The following is a 15,979-nucleotide window of genomic DNA, read 5'->3' as shown; positions in this document are numbered from 1 at the left end:
GAGCTGGGTGCGGGGAAACTCGCACGCCCAGATCTAACTGAGAGGGGCGGGGAATAATATCCCCCCTCGACTCAACCTATCCCAATGGAGCGCGATCGACTGATCGACGGTCTGCTGCACTTGATTTTAGGCCCGCAGTCCAATTCCTAAAGTGCGATCAACAGAATTTAGGAATTTTATTGGATAATTATTTAAATGCCATAAAGAGCGAGATCCCTTTATGGCTGCGATCACAGGTTTTAGTCAGGTGTTTTTCCTAACCTGTCCCTCAATTCATCAGCCGATAACTGTGGCAGTTGTTCTACAAACAAGGTCAATTCTGCCACAGGCAATGCCAATAAATTAGTAACGGCTGTAGGCAGAAGATCGCCCAATTCAGGCGATCGCATTTGCAACGCACTTTCAGCTAACAATTTAACCGCTGCTTCCCGCCCAGCTTCATCAACGGTCAGCATCGAGATTGCCAGCAACAGCACTGTAAATTCCGCCGCAGCCAACCTTGATGTTGGAGATAGAAAAGCAGTCATTTTGGGACTTAATTCTCCAAATCTAACTCGCAGAAAATTTTCTAAGATTAAGCGCTGTTGTTCTTGTCGGCCTCGTTCTAGCCCTTGTTTTAGTCCCCGTTCTAGTCCTTCTTCTAGTCCCTGTTCTAGCCCTTCTTCTCTAGCTTGTTGCTGTGCTGCTTGTATTTGTTGTTGAAAAAGTGGTGCAATAGCCATAATTAACTCCCGCTCTTCTGGCTCTAATTCTTGTGGCGCATCGGTTACTAAATTTGACTGTAACCGATACAGCAATTCTAGCGCGATAATCCGCAACGGATCGTCGGCAGCTAAAGCGCTTAATTGGGAAATAGCCCTTTGCTGCACTCCCCCTTTGCCCAAAATCCTCAACCACAGAGTTTCTGGAGTTTCTGGCAACTGGTGAATCGCCACAATTGCAGTTCGCAAAGATTCACCCAAAAAATAGATTCCCTGCATCCAATTCTCTGTGTCTGGTATCGCATTAAAGCTATCTACCAAAGATTTCGATGCTGTGGCCATCAAAATCCACAGTTTGGGTAACTGAGCGTCATCATAGCGAGTATTTTCTCTCCTAAATTTTCGCTCCGATTCACCTCGCACGTCCAATAACTTGCCCAGACAGCTACAAATTTCGCTGACGTTTGCCGGATTGCGAAACGGTTCAAAAATTGCAGTTGTGTTTGCCAATTTTCCCAACAATCCCAGGGTTTCTGAGTATTCGGGAATTGCGGTGCTGGGAGTGAAATAAACATCGATTTCTCGAACTTCGGAAGTCACATCTCTGCCGACATTGACCGTTCCGATCGGCGAAAGCAATTCCTCCAGGTATTCTTTGGCAAAGCGATCGTGAATAAATCGCGTCATAGAAATTATTTCAAACACTAAATAGATTTTTTAACCGTTTTCTCACCCATTCTACAGGATTTTCCTCTTCTTCTTCTGCATCTAGTAATTCCATTTCTCGCAATAATTGCTGTCTTTCGCTTAGTTCTTCTTTGTGTTTGACTATTTCTTTAATAATCTGTTCCGATAAATCAGGTCGTTCAGTTAAAACTTTTTGAAAACCTTCTTTATTGATAGCAAACAAAATTGTTTCTTCCAAAGCTCTCACTGAAGCAGTTCTGGGGATTCCCAACATCAAAGAAAGTTCCCCAAAAAACTGACCCGTACCCAGGTTATTCAGGTGTTTGTCAATAGCTTCTACAAAAACTTCTACTGAACCTGAAAGAATCATGTAAAAAGCATCTCCTGGGTCGTTTTCATGAAACAAATATTCTTGCGGTCGCAGCCGTTTGCGGTATCCAACTTCAATCAATTGCCGCAATTCAAGATCCGTCAGATTTTCAAAGTATTCTACCTCTCGCAGCAAACAGCTAAGGGAGGATAGCTTTTTCATTTCGTCTCCAAAAATAGGCATTTTTTGCTTTTTTTCAGAGGAAGTATTCCTGATGTCAATTGCAGTTTCTTTTTGGTTGAAGATTGACAACAGAACTTCGGGATTTTGCAAATAAATTTCTCTGTTATTGAAGGGGAAGTCAATTTTATGCTGGCGGAAATTGTATTCAATGGCAAAATTCAAAGAACTTTTAATTACTTCTCTTTCAATCGGCCTATCCGTCCAAACTAAAAGTTCAAATTTAAAACTATCATCACCAAACTCCACAAACAATACTTTCGGAGTCGGTTCGTATAAAACTCCCGCTTCCGCGTAAGCAATATTTAACAGGGTTTCTGTCACTAACAGCGGGTTACTATTCTCCGCTACTTCTACGGGAACTCGCAGACAGAGTAGGGAGTTTTCGTAACTCCAGTTAACAATTTTGTTGCTAATCATGTTGCTGTTGGGAACTATGACGCTGGAGTCCTCAGTAGTTTGGAGGATGGTCGATCGAATCGAGATTTTTTTGACGATTCCCATTAATCCTTCTAATTCCACAAAGTCTCCGACTTTCACGGGTCTGTCTAAAAGCAGCGTTAAGCCGCTGACAAAATTAGTTGTTAAATCTTGGATGCCAAAGCCAATTCCGACTCCCAGCCCCCCCGCAACTACTGCAAAGGAAGCAAGGTTGAAGCCGATGCTTTGGATGGCAACTATCACCCCCAAAGCTACTATTAAATACCCAATAATAACTGCGATAGCTTCCCGGTTCCCCTCGTCAATTCCCAGTTTGACAAGCAAGTTTTCCTTAAGAAAGTTCGTAAAAGAGCGTGCTATGACCAGGATAGCCATAAACAATACAATCAGTTCCACCAGTGACTGCAAGGATACAGGATTTTCACCTATTTTAAATAGGGTAGCGGTAAATATTTGCGATAGCTGTGTCAATACTTCTTCTGGTATTGTATTCAATTTAAATTCAGACTCTAAGGTTTTTTGTGTGGTCATTTTTTAAGGGAGTAGTAAAAAATAAAGTCCTCAGTACCCAATTTAAAAATAAAATACTGAACTCGTAATCATAACTTTTAACCTGTTTTTAGGGGTGAAAAAAGTGAAGTCGTTACATAGAGATGTGGTTCCTCATACTACGCAGTTCTCCCTATTGCCAATTTTTCGGATACCTGGTCTTCGCAGGCCTGCGGTTAGTGCGCCACTTTTTCGCGATACAATAGCAGACTCATCTATTGTTAAAGTGATCACTCTACTAACTTTAGTCAACATTAACTCGATTCGAGCTTATCATACTCTCCACTAATTTTTTTTTGAAGTCCCGTTATCAACTTAAGCAGGGATTATTGAATGACTCTTTAAGTGGACAAGTCAAATATGCAAGTATTACAATGACTTTAACTGGTGGGAGACATATTGCTATTAATCTGCTAGTTGCGTGCGTTTTGTGTATATCTAAGTGAAAATTTAACTGAATCTAGCTAAAATTGATAACGTTCCAAGAATACTAGGCATTCTACCGACCGGGAGGACAAACTATAACTTAATCACATTTGTCAATCAGTAAAATTACTGAAAATACTTGCTTGTTCAGGAGTGGAAAATTTGCGGTTTGGGGTTAGGTGGAAATAAATATAGCGCCCGACATGATTGCTCGATCGCCCAAATCTAAGTTTTCCACCCAAAACCTGAGTAAATCCTGAGCATAATTGCTGATTGACAAACGCTTCCCTAGCTTATGTTGTCACCAAGGTTTTACCAATAGGATTGATTAGGAATAGAATTGATGAGCAATAGAATTGGTTGGCGATACATCCGAAGAGTTAACCGAAATATTGTCGCAAGGTATACATATATCGCCGATTGAAAACCGAATGGTCGCCCTACTGAAGGTTTTATTCAGTACCCAAATAGGAAACAAGGAAAACCTTGCGATCGCGCCATTGGAAAGAAGTTTTAGAATAATAGCTGAAATGCACGAGCAAACATGAGCAAATTCCCACCAGAGAAAACCCAACCGCAACAGCAAGAGAACACAACAGCACAGGTATTGCGACAGGCTCACTTCGACGCTTTTTTTGCAGGTGCCAACGCCGGAATGCTGATTTTTGACCGCCAACTCCGGTACGTCCAAATTAACGAAGTTCTCGCCCAGATGAATGGGGTTTGTGTGGCAGACCATATTGGTAGGTCAGTGCGTGAAGTGCTGCCAGAAGTGGCTTCGACTCTGGAACCAATGCTGCAAGGCATTCTGGATACGGGCAAGCCCATTCTCGACCATGAATTAGTGGGTGAAACGCCGAAAGAACCAGGAATCGTGCGCTACTGGCAAGGATCTTACTATCCTTTGCGGGATGAAAATAGCCTGGTTTTTGGTGTTGGTGGGATTGTAATTGAAATTACCGATCGCAAGCGGGCCGAACAAAAGCAGGCAAGACTGACGGCAATTTTGGAAGCAACTTCCGACTTCGTAGGGATTGCGGATGCAACAGGGCATAACGTGTACCTCAACAAAGCCGGACAGAAAATGATCGGGGTACCTCCAGAGGAGGCACGATCTCCGTTTAGTGTAGATTTTGTATTAGCTCCCTCGGCAACGACAAAATTCCAAAATGAAGTCTTTCCAACCGCCTTAAGAGAGGGTAGCTGGGCTGGTGAAACCGTATTTTTGTCACAGGATGGGAAAGAAATTCCAGTTTCCCAAGTTTTAATCGTCCACAAAACGGAAACAGGCGAAGTCGAGTTTATTTCCACTATTGCACGGGACATTAGTGATCGCAAAAAAGCAGAGGAAGAACGGCAATTGCTCGCTACAACGATCGAGAACAGCCGTGACTTTATTGGCGTTGCCTCAATGGATGGTCGCCCGATGCTACTGAATCAGGCTGGTCTGGATTTGGTTGGACTCAGTAGTTTGGACGAAGCCAGAACTAAACACCTTACCGACTTCTTCATGCCAGAAGATTTGGACTTTGTACAGCAGCGTGTTATGCCTACTCTAATGCAAGAGGGGGGGTGGCGGAGTGATTACCGCTTCAGACATTTCGTGACCGGTCAACCCATTGCGGTAGACTACACCCTATTTCTGGTCAAAAATCCAGAGACTAATGAACCGGTAGGGATTGCCACTATTACGCGGGATATTCGCGATCGCAAAAACGCAGAAGATGTCCTCAAACAAAGTGAAGAAAGATTTCGTTCTTTGATGGAAGCTAGCGCTCAAATTATTTGGATCTGCAATGCCGACGGCGAAATGGCGAGCGAGCAACCTACTTGGAGTGCATTTACAGGACAGACATTTGATGATTATAAGGGAGGGGGTGGGATCAACGCTATCCATCCAGACGATCGCTCGTCTATGACCACTGTCTGGTCAACGGCTGTTGCTAATCGATCGTTCTATGAAATTGAATTTCGTATGCGTCGCTATGACGGGGAATATCGCTACATGAGTTGTCGTGGTGTACCAATTCTGAACGCGGATGGTTCAATTCGGGAATGGGTTGGAGCTAATACAGATATTACCGATCGCAAACAAGCTGAAGAAGCTCTGCGCGAACAGCAAGCTGTGCTGCGCGATCGCCACCTCTTGCTGAGCTCTATTTTGGAAAGTACGCCAGACATCATTGTGGTTAAAGACCGGGAAGGCCGATATGTTGCCCTTAATTCCTTTGTGGCAAACTTCTTCTTTGACGGTAAACCCATAGAGGAGATTGTGGGTAAAGATGATTCGGAACTGATGCCCCCGGAGGCCGCCGTTCCAATAATGGCAAAAGACCGGGAGATTATGGAAGCAGGCACTACTGAAACCTACGAAGAAGAAATTTCAAATGGTGAGACCAGCAATTATTTTTTAACCACAAAAGCCACTTGGCGAGACGGTCAAGGCAATATTCTCGGTATTATCGCCATAGCGCGAAACATTAACGATCGCAAACAAGCTGAAGCCCAGATGCGCGATCGTAATGCACTGCTAAACTCTATTTTGGAAAGTACACCAGACTTCATTGTCGTTAAAGATCGGGAAGGGCGTCATGTTGCCATTAACTCCAATTTGGCAAACTTCATAGGCAAGCCAATTGAGGAAATCATCGGCAAAGATGATTTGGAATTACTGCCGCCTGACAGTGCCCGTGCAATAATGGCGAAGGATCGCCAACTCATGGAAGCAGGAATCACTGAGAGTTACGAGGAAGATGTCTCTCAGGGTGAAACCACGGCGACCTTTTTCACTACAAAAGCTCCTTGGCGGGATGCTAAGGGCAATATCCTCGGCATCATCGCCACAACACGAGATATTAGCGATCGCAAACAAGCCGAGCAAACACTGCGTCAAACCCTAGAAATACTCGACTTAGCGAGCAATAGTATCATTATTCGGGATATGGATGACCGCATCATATACTGGAACCAAGGTGCAGAAAAGCTCTATGGTTGGACAAAAGCGGAAGTAGTCGGGCAGTACATTCACACATTCTTGGAAACAGCCTTTTCTCAACCATTAGAAACCATAATGGCGGAGTTTTTCCAGCAGGGAAGTTGGGAAGGAGAACTGAACCACACCACCCGTGATGGTCGGCATATTATAGTGGCAAGTCGCTGGACATTGCAGCGCGATGGGGAAGGAAAGCCTTGTGCCCAACTCGAAATTAATAATGACATTAGCGATCGCAAACAAGCCGAAGATGCTATCAAACAAAGCGAAGGACGCTATCGTTCGCTAATCGCTGCTACGTCCCAACTTGTCTGGACAGCGGATGCTGAAGGAAGATGCGTGGATCAACCGGGTTGGAGAGCTTACACCGGACAAACCGAAGCTGAGATGGCTGATGGTTTTGGCTGGTTAGATGCAATTCACCCGGACGATCGGGAACGAACGGCTCAGGTGTGGATGGAAGCAGTGCACACGAGAAGCCTGTATGACATAGAATATCGAATCCGGGGAGCGGATGGAAACTATCGTTATTTTCAACTTAGAGGAGTACCAATTCTGGATGAAGATGGCAGCATCCAAGAGTGGATTGGCACTTGTACCGATATCCACGATCGCAAACAAGCCGAAGATGCTCTAAAACAAAGCGAAGAACGCTATCGTTCGCTAATCGCTGCTACGTCCCAAATGGTCTGGATAACGGATGCAGAAGGAAGATGCCCAGATCTACCAACTTTCAGAGCTTACACTGGACAAACCGTAGACGAAGTGGTTGGTTTTGGCTGGTTAGATGCAATTCACCCGGACGATCGCGAACGAACGAATCAGGTGTGGATGCAAGCAGTGGAAACGAAAACCCTGTATGAAATAGAATATCGAATCCGCGGAGCGGATGGAAAGTATCGTTATTTTCAAGCTAGAGCGGTGCCAATTCTGAATGAAGATGGCAGCATCCGGGAGTGGGTTGGCACTTCCATCGATATTCACGATCGCAAACAAGCGGAAGATGCGATCAAACAAAGCGAAGAACGCTATCGATCGCTAATGGTGGCGACATCCCAAATCGTCTGGGCAACGGATGCTGAAGGAAAAGGCACGGATCTACAGAGTTGGAGAGCTTACACCGGGCAAACTGAAGCTGAAGTGCTTGGTTTCGGCTGGTTAGATCCAATTTATCCGGACGATCGGGAACGAACGAGTCAGGCTTGGATGGAAGCAGTGCAAACAAAAAGCCTGTTTGACATAGAATATCGAATCCGGGGAACGGATGGAAACTATCGTTATTTTCAAGGTAGGGGAGTGCCAATTGTAGATGAAAATGGCAACATCCGCGAGTGGGTTGGTACTTGCAATGATATCCACGATCGCAAACAAGCCGAAAATGCTATCAAAAAAAGCGAAGAACGCTATCGATCGCTAATCGCTGCTACGTCCCAAATTGTCTGGACAGCGGATGCTGAAGGAAGATGCCCAGATACACCGACTCTGAGAGCTTACACCGGACAAAGTGAAGCTGAGGTGGTTGGTTTTGGCTGGTTGGATGCAATTCACCCGGAAGATCGCGAACAAACGGCTCAGGTCTGGATGGAAGCAGCGCAAACGAACAGCCTGTATGAGATGGAATTTCGACTCTGCAGAGCGGATGGAAACTATCGTTATTTTCAAGCTAGAGGGGTGCCAATTCTGAATGAAGATGGCAGCCTCCGGGAGTGGATTGGCACTTGCACCGATATCCACGATCGCAAACAAGCAGAAATCGTACAGGCAAAAGCCAGGGAAGCCGCAGAAGCAGCTAGTCGGGCCAAAAGTGAATTCCTTGCTAACATGAGCCACGAGTTGCGGACTCCGCTTAATGGCATCATGGGGTACGCGCAGATTCTTCAGCGTTCCAAAGTCTTGAATGAAGAAGAGCGATCGCGCATTGATGTTATTTATCAGTGCGGTTCCCATTTACTGACCTTAATCAATGATATTCTCGATTTGTCGAAGATTGAAGCACAGAAAGTGGAACTCATGCCCACGGATTTTCATTTCCCGGCGTTCCTGCAAGGTGTCGCAGAAATGTGTCGTATCCGAGCTGAACTAAAGGGAATTCAGTTTCATTTTCCATCAAGCCCCGAACTCCCGATTGGTATTCGTGCGGATGAAAAACGCTTGCGGCAAGTGTTAATTAATCTTTTAAGCAACGCTATTAAATTTACGGATAAGGGCACTGTTACTTTTATAGTCAGTTTTGCCACAGAAGAAAAAATTCGCTTTGAAATACGCGATACAGGTACCGGCATTGCACAAGATCAACTCCAAGCTATCTTTCAGCCCTTTGAGCAGGTAGGAGATCGCAGGCGGCAGACGGAAGGCACCGGATTGGGACTGGCAATTAGCAAAAGGATTGTAGAACTAATGGGCAGTACCATTCAGGTTAAAAGTGAGATGAATGTTGGCAGTATTTTTTGGTTTGATGTCAATCTATCTCAAGCCGATGAATGGGTAAAAACTTCTCAAATTGACCATCGCGGGCAGATTATCGGCATCAAAGACCGCCAACCTAAGATTGTGGTTATTGATGACAAATGGGCTAACCGTTCGGTAATTAGCAATTTGCTCAGTCCGATCGGTTTTGAGGTGTCTGAAGCGAACGATGGGCAGGAAGGCTGGGAAAAAATTCTAGAGGTGCAGCCAGATTTAATCGTTACTGACTTACTAATGCCCGAACTAGATGGCTTCGAGCTAATTAAGCGGGTTCGAGAATCGGAAAACTTCAAAGACATCGTGATTATTGTCTCTTCTGCCAGCGTATTTGAAGCCGATCAATACAGAAGTTTAGAAGCAGGAGGCAACACTTTTATTCCCAAACCTGTTCAAGCCACGGAACTACTACAAAAATTGCAACAGTATCTTGATTTGGAATGGGTTTATGAAGCTAATGAAGAGCCACTGGCGATCGGCTCAGACACCAACGAGCTCATTGCCCCGCCTGCTACAGAAATGGAAATGCTATACGAGCTGGCTATGAAAGGAAATTTCCTAGAAATAGTTAAGCAGGCGGTATTACTTGAAGCAATAGACCCAAAATACATTCCCTTTGCTAAAATATTGCATCAGATGGCAAAGGACTTTCAAGACGAAGAGATTATAACGTTTATTCAGTCCTACAAGTAAGGTTTATGAATTCAGAAATTCAAGCAAATAGTACGATTCTTATAGTTGATGACAATTCAGCTAACTTAGGTGTATTATCTGATGCCTTAAGCCAAGCAGGATTTGAAGTTCGGGTTGCGAAATCTGGAAAAATGGCACTAGAGCGAGTTAAATATGCTCTACCAGATCTAATCTTACTAGATGTCATGATGCCCGAAATTGACGGATTTGAAACCTGTCGTCAATTACAGGCTAATCCAGAAACTAAACAGATTCCCGTTATATTTATGACTGCGCTCTCGGATACGGCTAATAAAGTTGAGGGGTTTAAGCTTGGGGCTGTAGATTATATTACCAAACCTTTCCAACAGGAGGAAGTATTAGCTCGCGTCAAGCTGCATTTAAAAATTCATGTTTTAGCTGAAAAATTAGAAGAAAAAAATACCTTATTGGAGCAGAAAGTTTTAGAAGTTAGCCAAGCCTATGAAGATTTACAACAAATGCAACTTAAGTTAATCCAAAGCGAGAAAATGTCCGGCTTAGGGCAAATGGCCGCTGGGATTGCTCATGAAATAAACAACCCTATAAATTTCATTTCTGGCAATCTGGGTTATGCCCAAGAGTATGCTCATAACTTACTAAAAATTATACACCTCTATCAAGAAGATTATGTAAATCCCACCCCTCGGATTCAAGCAGCAATGGATGAAATAGAACTGGAATTTGTAGAGGAAGATTTTATAAAAGTTCTTAACTCAATCAACCTAGGAACGCAGCGCATCCAGGAGATTGTCAAGTCTATGCGAATCTTTTCTCGCCTAGATGAGGCAGAGGTGAAAGCTGTAAATATTCATGAAGGAATTGATAGTACACTCACCATCCTGCATCATCGTTTAAAAGCAAAACCAGAGCATCCTGAGATTGAGCTAATAAAAAAGTACGGTCAGCTTCCACCAGTAGAATGCCATGCCGGACAATTAAATCAAGTGTTTATGAATATTATTTCCAATGCCATTGATGCTTTAGATGAATCAAACCAGCAGCGTTCCTTTGCAGAAATCAAACAACACCCGAACCGAATTCAAATTTCTACACAAGTAATTGACGAGAATTGGGTGGCTATTCATATTAGTGACAACGGTCGAGGAGTTTGCGAAACTTTACAACCGAAAATATTTGATCCTTTTTTTACCACCAAACCGATCGGTAAAGGAACTGGGTTGGGGTTATCTATCAGTTACCAAATTATCGTTGAAAAGCATGGGGGCAGATTATACTGCCAGCCTGGATTAGGAAAGGGAATAGAATTCGTCATTGAAATTCCAATTCGGCAGCAAGCTTGTAAAGCTGCTTAGTTTCCCGTTGCAATGTCTCTTATGAACTTTGGTTAATTTCTCGCCGATAGCGGGGACGACAAGGTGTTCCTGTGCAAATAAAGCCTGCAGGCATATTTTTAAAGACGCTGCTGCGAGATCCAATTAACGCATTTGCACCGATTTCGACACCTGGGCCAATGAAGCAGTCGGCGGCAATCCAAACGCCGTTATTAATGATTACAGGTGCTGTTATTAAGCTAAAGGCTGGGTCTTGAGGGTCATGAGTGCCGGTGCAGAGGTAGCTTTTTTGAGAAATGACGCAGTGTTTACCGATCGCAATTCGATCGAGACTGTACAATACAACATCATCTCCGATCCAACTGTAGTCTCCGATTGCAATTTTCCAAGGATAGGTAAAACGAGCGGTGGGGCGAATGATCGCACCCCGACCTATTTTCGCTCCAAATAACCGCAGCAACCCCCTTCTGATGCGATTAAAAGGGTGTGGAGTGAGAGGAAATGCGATCGCCTGCACAAACCACCAAACCAAAATTAGCCAACCAGGCTTTCCCCGATCAAAATTTGATTGGTTGTACAGCCGCAAATCAACCAAAGATTCCCCTGTCAAAGTATTTAGCTGATTGTCGCTAATTGGACGATCGTTTATTTCAGAATTTCGGGAATTTGCGATTAAATTTTCCGGATCTTGGTGCGGATTTGGTATATAATCGGTCATTGATAGTTAATTTAATGTTTAATTTAAAATCAAGTTTAACCTTAAGGACTGCTGCATGACATTTCTAGTTAGGGACAATTTTGACTCGGAAAACGCCAAGGATATCGCACAATGCGATAATACAAATCCCAGAATTGGCAAAGTGCGACTTTTACAAACTGCATTGGTACTGCTTAGCAGCTTTTTTGTAGCAGAGTTAATCGCCGCACTTAATTCTCATAGTTTGTCCCTATTAGCAGATGCGGGTCACGTCTTTTCAGATGTAGCAGCTTTAGCAATAACTTTGACAGCCACTTGGTACTCCTCAGTCAAACGCAAAAGTAAATCCGTAGATTGTACGCTCGCACAACCGTCAATCCCTGAACGAGGAGAAATCATTGCTGCTTTAATTAATAGTATCAGTTTAGTAGCGATCGCCCTTTGGATAGCCGCAGAGTCGATCGCCCGCTTGCAGTCCCCAACTCCCGAAGTAGAAGGGCTCCCGATGTTAATTACCGCCATAGTGGGTTTAAGCATCAACTCGATTAATGCTTGTTGCTTGCATTCCTGCTGTCACGGCGACTTGAATCTCAAAAGCGCGTTTCTGCACGCCGTAGCCGACATATTTTCATCGGTTGGAGTAATTTTAGCGGCGATCGCCGTAGCGTGGCTACACTGGAATTGGGCTGACGGCTTGATTAGCTTGCTGGTGTCAGCATCAATAATTTTATTAACCCTACCATTGCTAATTGAAAGCATCCAATTGCTGTTGGGAAAAGTATCAGCAATATCCGCCAGTCAACAGCCGTGTGATTGCGAAAAAGTGAGCGCAGAAAGATTACTTTTTCCATCCCTCGAAGAACTTATTAAATGAAAATCCCTCAAGCCACTCGGTAGGGGGTAACTTTCCCAATTCCCAACTACCAATTCCTAATTTCCAATTCCTCCATGCCTCCAAAATATTAAGGCAATTTCACTTCTGTCTCCTGAGTTATAACTACTGGTGGCGACAGAGGCGGCTCAGGTTCCGCCACATTCAACTGACCGCCACAACAACGCAACTCGTAAAGTTTGGCATTAATTTGATACTCATATTGACTCAATAGCCTTGCATAAATATAGCCAGCTTTTCCATCTAAAAAGCCGAGCTGAATGAAGTAAAATAAAATAAATCTGAGCATGGGTTTAAACGGCAGCCGCACCCAAACTTTTTTTAGAAAGCGTTTCCGCTGGACTGCATCTCCAAATAAGTGAGCGCCAATAGTGCCGCTGTCGTCGCGCCCTTCAATAATATTGTAATAAACGCGAGCTTCCCAATTTGAATAGCGGTTGTGCCGTTCTATCCAGTGAAATAAATCGCGGTAATCCTCGTGGATCATGTCATTTTTTAAGTAGCCGACTTGACCAGCTAAAATGACGTGTTCGTGAACTTCGTTGTCGCCAGTATTGGGGACGGATTCAGTACCGAGATTTTCGTAACGTCCTTTTTGATGCTTGAACAAACGCAAATTCCAGTCGGGATATCGGCCGCCGTAACGCAGCCACTGACCTAAAAAGAAGACTTTGCGGTTTAGGTAGTAGCCGTCAAAATTGGGGTCTTCGATCGCCTGCGCGATTTCGTCCCAAAGTTCCGGGGGAATGCGCTCGTCGCAATCGACAATTAATACCCATTCGTTGCGAAAGGGTAGATTGTCCAAAGACCAATTTTTCTTTTTCGGCCAGCGCTTGTCGAAGTAAAACTGCACTACTTTTGCGCCGGTGCTGATGGCAATTTCTACCGTGCGATCGCTGCTTTGGGAATCAACCATGAAAACTTCATCCGCCCTGGCAATGCTGGCCAGACACGCAGGTAGATTAAGTTCTTCGTCTTTTGCCGGAATGAGAACTGAAACCGGAATCTTGGATGAACTAGATGTCATAATCGAGTGCTTGAACCTGAATGCGGTCGAGTTTTTGTAGATGAAGTGCGATCGGCACAGCCGCGCCGACGACTTGAGCAGCGAGGGATATTGCCTATAGCCTAATGCCTGCTGGTCGATTTCGGTGCAAAAATCAGGCGGCGGATGGCTGCGCTCAAATAACCGATTTGACCCCAGGCAAAAACGAAATTTTCAAAGCGCAGCCCTGGATCTCTAATATATTTAAAAGACTTCCAGACACCCCTCAAGATTCTTTCACCCCCCCGCCCAAGCTGAGCAATACCGGCTCGATCGGACAATTGTTCGCGATAACACTCGCTGATGCCTTGCCACCACCCGCGCTCTAGAAACCAAGCTTTATTGAGCCTTTCTGTCGCGACATGGTGAAGCACCAGGGCCTCCGGTAGATAAACTACTTGCCAACCTAGCTCTAATGCTAATTCTGTCGCGCGCAACTCTTCATTTGACAACAATTTTGTGCCGACTCTACCGAGTTTGACATCGAAGCCGCCAATTTGTTCGAGAAAAGCGCGCCGGATCGAGTAGTTTACCCCCCTGGGAGTCAAACCGGGAGCAGTCACGTACAGGCAAGTATCGCCTAAATCATATGCTCCCAAGTTCTGGGCCAATCCGGGTGACAGCCATTCGGGCGGGCTGACTCCAGAAGGCCAGAGCAAATTGACTTTGCCACCAGCAACGGCGAGTTTTTGATTGCTTTGATAAGCCGCGTGCAGCACCCTAAGCCAATTCGGCTCAGCAATAGCGTCGTCGTCGAGATAAGCTAATATTTCACTGCGAGCTTGCTTAGCGCCTGTGTTCCGGGCTACTGACAGACCGATTTCGGGTTCCCAGAGGTACTTGAGACGCCGATCGCCCTGTCTTGCTTCTACCACCTCGCGGGTGCGCGAAGTCGAACTTTCGGGGCTTGCATAATCGCTAGAAGCGTTATCCACTACTACTACTTCAAAGTTGTCGGGAAAATCCTGTACCAGCAAGCTGTCGATCGCCCCACCTAAATAGGCGGCACGATTGTGGGTGCAAATAATCGCTGATATTTGAGGATGATCTGGCATAAATAACAGCTTGGGAAATACGGGGGTTCTCGATCGACTTACTCTGATATTGTCTCATCAATGCTATTATCGCTTAAAAAGCATTTGGTAGTTGGCAGTTTAAATGATAATTGGTAATTGGTAATTGGTAATTGGTAATTGTGTTTAACCATTTGTATCTGACTAATGACTGCTGACTAATAACTAATGACTAACTCAGAACCCACCACATCTAGACAATTAATCTTAGTAACTGGGCCTGCCCGAAGTGGCAAAAGTGAATGGGCCGAAACTCTGGCGGCGGGTTCGGGCAAACAAATAATCTATGTGGCTACCAGTCGCGTTGATGAAGCCGATTTGGAGTGGCTTCGTCGCCTCGAACAACACCGAAATCGCCGTCCAGTTGATTGGACAACTCTAGAAGTGCCGATCGAATTATCGACAGTTGTGCGGGCTAGCAAGCCCTCAGATTGCTTGTTGATTGATTCCCTGGGAACTTGGACGGCAAATCTTTTGGAACAAGAAGCTGCTGTTTGGGCGACTACGCAGCAAGATTTGCTAGCCTGTTTGAAGTCGGCGGCGGCTGATGTAATTTTGGTAGGGGAAGAAACCGGATGGGGTGTTGTGCCTGCTTATCCGGCGGGGCGGCTGTTTCGCGATCGCCTCGGCACTCTCGTGCGCCACATCGGGGCGATCGCCGATAATGTTTATCTCGCCACCGGAGGTTACGCCTTGGATCTAAGAGCTCTGGGTACACCGCTGCCGCCCCTAGCGAAAAATTAACAGCCGGAGTCGCGATCGACAAGGGAGAAAAAATATCGGTTTCCCGAACGACAATTTAAACTGTAAATCAGGTATGATTTTAACTAAGATTGAAAACTCAAAACTCACATAAATTAGTCAAAAAACATAGTCCATAGGGCCAATCGCACAACAATTTGACATGAGGAAGAGCCAAGTTTTGAAATTATGTAAAAGGTAAAATGTCTCTTAAGAAAGAGTGCTAATTTCAAATTAAAAGTCTAAAATAATCAATTAGTTGAAGGGTTGACTAAAAGTTATGGCATCAGATAGTGAAGTAAGAAAATATATTGCTTACTGGTTTCAGTTAGGCAAAAAAGTATTAATTCGCAACGGTTCCGAAGCGCTGCTGCCCAAATCGGTAAATGCGGGCGATCGCTACAGCCAGGAATTTGAAGAGTGCTGGCAAAAAATCATCTCCCGCGACAGCGGAGACTGTTACCTCGAAGGCACCAACGAAACAATTGCCCAACTGCTGACGCCAGCTTGGGAAATCAGTCCCTGCGCGCGCTGCGCTATGCCCGTAGTGTTCAACCAAACCGGAATGCCCCCGGAGTTTTGTCCTTGTAACGACTTACCTAACTGGCCCGATACCGAAATGCCCCAACCTCGATCGCCCGTCAGCAGTCAATCGCAACTATCAGGCATTCGCGATCGACTCAAAAGATCCAGCGGCGAGTAAGTATATAAGAAGG

10 protein-coding genes are annotated in these 15,979 nt (G+C 44.9%); 5 read left to right on the top strand and 5 right to left on the bottom strand.

Features of this window, described 5'->3' with window-relative positions; translation table 11 throughout:
- Positions 1-239: 239 nt before the first annotated feature.
- Positions 240-1,388: a flagellar assembly protein H gene (locus QUA38_RS06485; RefSeq protein WP_333160240.1), complete on the bottom strand. Its 1,149-nt coding sequence runs from the start codon at positions 1,386-1,388 to the stop codon at positions 240-242.
- Positions 1,389-1,398: 10 nt separating this feature from the next.
- Positions 1,399-2,910 (bottom strand): mechanosensitive ion channel domain-containing protein, encoded by a 1,512-nt coding sequence (locus QUA38_RS06480; RefSeq protein WP_333160238.1) that lies wholly within the window; start codon positions 2,908-2,910, stop codon positions 1,399-1,401.
- A 988-nt stretch (positions 2,911-3,898) separates the two neighbouring features.
- Between QUA38_RS06480 and QUA38_RS06475 the strand changes: the two genes are divergently transcribed.
- The gene (locus QUA38_RS06475; protein WP_333160236.1) at positions 3,899-9,502 is read left to right on the top strand and encodes a PAS domain S-box protein; all 5,604 of its coding nucleotides are present in this window, start codon (positions 3,899-3,901) and stop codon (positions 9,500-9,502) included.
- Positions 9,503-9,507: 5 nt separating this feature from the next.
- Positions 9,508-10,836, top strand: coding sequence for a response regulator (locus QUA38_RS06470; protein ID WP_333160234.1), 1,329 nt, complete (start codon positions 9,508-9,510; stop codon positions 10,834-10,836).
- Between the two features lie 19 nt (positions 10,837-10,855).
- Here QUA38_RS06470 and hpsU read toward each other — a convergent pair whose 3' ends face one another.
- Positions 10,856-11,533 carry a hormogonium polysaccharide biosynthesis acetyltransferase HpsU gene (gene hpsU, locus QUA38_RS06465; RefSeq protein WP_333160232.1) on the bottom strand — a complete coding sequence of 226 codons (678 nt, stop codon included), beginning with the start codon at positions 11,531-11,533 and terminating at the stop codon, positions 10,856-10,858.
- A gap of 55 nt (positions 11,534-11,588) precedes the next feature.
- Here hpsU and QUA38_RS06460 point away from each other — a divergent pair, with 55 nt between their 5' ends.
- On the top strand, positions 11,589-12,386 hold the full coding sequence (locus tag QUA38_RS06460; protein WP_333160230.1) for a cation diffusion facilitator family transporter: 798 nt from the start codon (positions 11,589-11,591) through the stop codon (positions 12,384-12,386).
- Positions 12,387-12,474: 88 nt separating this feature from the next.
- Here QUA38_RS06460 and QUA38_RS06455 read toward each other — a convergent pair whose 3' ends face one another.
- Together QUA38_RS06455 and QUA38_RS06450 are read right to left on the bottom strand one after the other, a co-directional pair.
- Positions 12,475-13,431 (bottom strand): glycosyltransferase family 2 protein, encoded by a 957-nt coding sequence (locus QUA38_RS06455; RefSeq protein WP_333160229.1) that lies wholly within the window; start codon positions 13,429-13,431, stop codon positions 12,475-12,477.
- A 101-nt stretch (positions 13,432-13,532) separates the two neighbouring features.
- Complete coding sequence (locus QUA38_RS06450; RefSeq protein ID WP_333160227.1) at positions 13,533-14,504, bottom strand: glycosyltransferase family 2 protein; 972 nt, start codon at positions 14,502-14,504, stop codon at positions 13,533-13,535.
- Positions 14,505-14,690: 186 nt separating this feature from the next.
- Here QUA38_RS06450 and cobU point away from each other — a divergent pair, with 186 nt between their 5' ends.
- The gene (cobU, locus tag QUA38_RS06445) at positions 14,691-15,266 is read left to right on the top strand and encodes a bifunctional adenosylcobinamide kinase/adenosylcobinamide-phosphate guanylyltransferase (protein WP_333160225.1); all 576 of its coding nucleotides are present in this window, start codon (positions 14,691-14,693) and stop codon (positions 15,264-15,266) included.
- 277 nt (positions 15,267-15,543) lie between these two features.
- The gene (locus QUA38_RS06440; RefSeq protein ID WP_333160223.1) at positions 15,544-15,966 is read left to right on the top strand and encodes a hypothetical protein; all 423 of its coding nucleotides are present in this window, start codon (positions 15,544-15,546) and stop codon (positions 15,964-15,966) included.
- Positions 15,967-15,979 lie beyond the last annotated feature (13 nt).

Origin of the sequence: Microcoleus sp. Pol12B4 (assembly GCF_036701385.1) — a bacterium.
Lineage (GTDB): Bacteria > Cyanobacteriota > Cyanobacteriia > Cyanobacteriales > Microcoleaceae > Microcoleus.
This window is presented reverse-complemented; position numbering and strand designations above follow the sequence as displayed.

What these genes read in the sequence shown, in the direction of transcription:
- QUA38_RS06460 (WP_333160230.1), top strand. Translation starts at nt 11,589, where the DNA reads ATGACATTTCTAGTTAGGGACAATTTTGACTCGGAAAACGCCAAGGAT.
- QUA38_RS06455 (WP_333160229.1), bottom strand. Translation starts at nt 13,431, where the DNA reads ATGACATCTAGTTCATCCAAGATTCCGGTTTCAGTTCTCATTCCGGCA.
- QUA38_RS06440 (WP_333160223.1), top strand. Translation starts at nt 15,544, where the DNA reads ATGGCATCAGATAGTGAAGTAAGAAAATATATTGCTTACTGGTTTCAG.
- QUA38_RS06480 (WP_333160238.1), bottom strand. Translation starts at nt 2,910, where the DNA reads ATGACCACACAAAAAACCTTAGAGTCTGAATTTAAATTGAATACAATA.
- cobU (WP_333160225.1), top strand. Translation starts at nt 14,691, where the DNA reads ATGACTAACTCAGAACCCACCACATCTAGACAATTAATCTTAGTAACT.
- hpsU (WP_333160232.1), bottom strand. Translation starts at nt 11,533, where the DNA reads ATGACCGATTATATACCAAATCCGCACCAAGATCCGGAAAATTTAATC.
- QUA38_RS06485 (WP_333160240.1), bottom strand. Translation starts at nt 1,388, where the DNA reads ATGACGCGATTTATTCACGATCGCTTTGCCAAAGAATACCTGGAGGAA.
- QUA38_RS06450 (WP_333160227.1), bottom strand. Translation starts at nt 14,504, where the DNA reads ATGCCAGATCATCCTCAAATATCAGCGATTATTTGCACCCACAATCGT.
- QUA38_RS06470 (WP_333160234.1), top strand. Translation starts at nt 9,508, where the DNA reads ATGAATTCAGAAATTCAAGCAAATAGTACGATTCTTATAGTTGATGAC.
- QUA38_RS06475 (WP_333160236.1), top strand. Translation starts at nt 3,899, where the DNA reads ATGAGCAAATTCCCACCAGAGAAAACCCAACCGCAACAGCAAGAGAAC.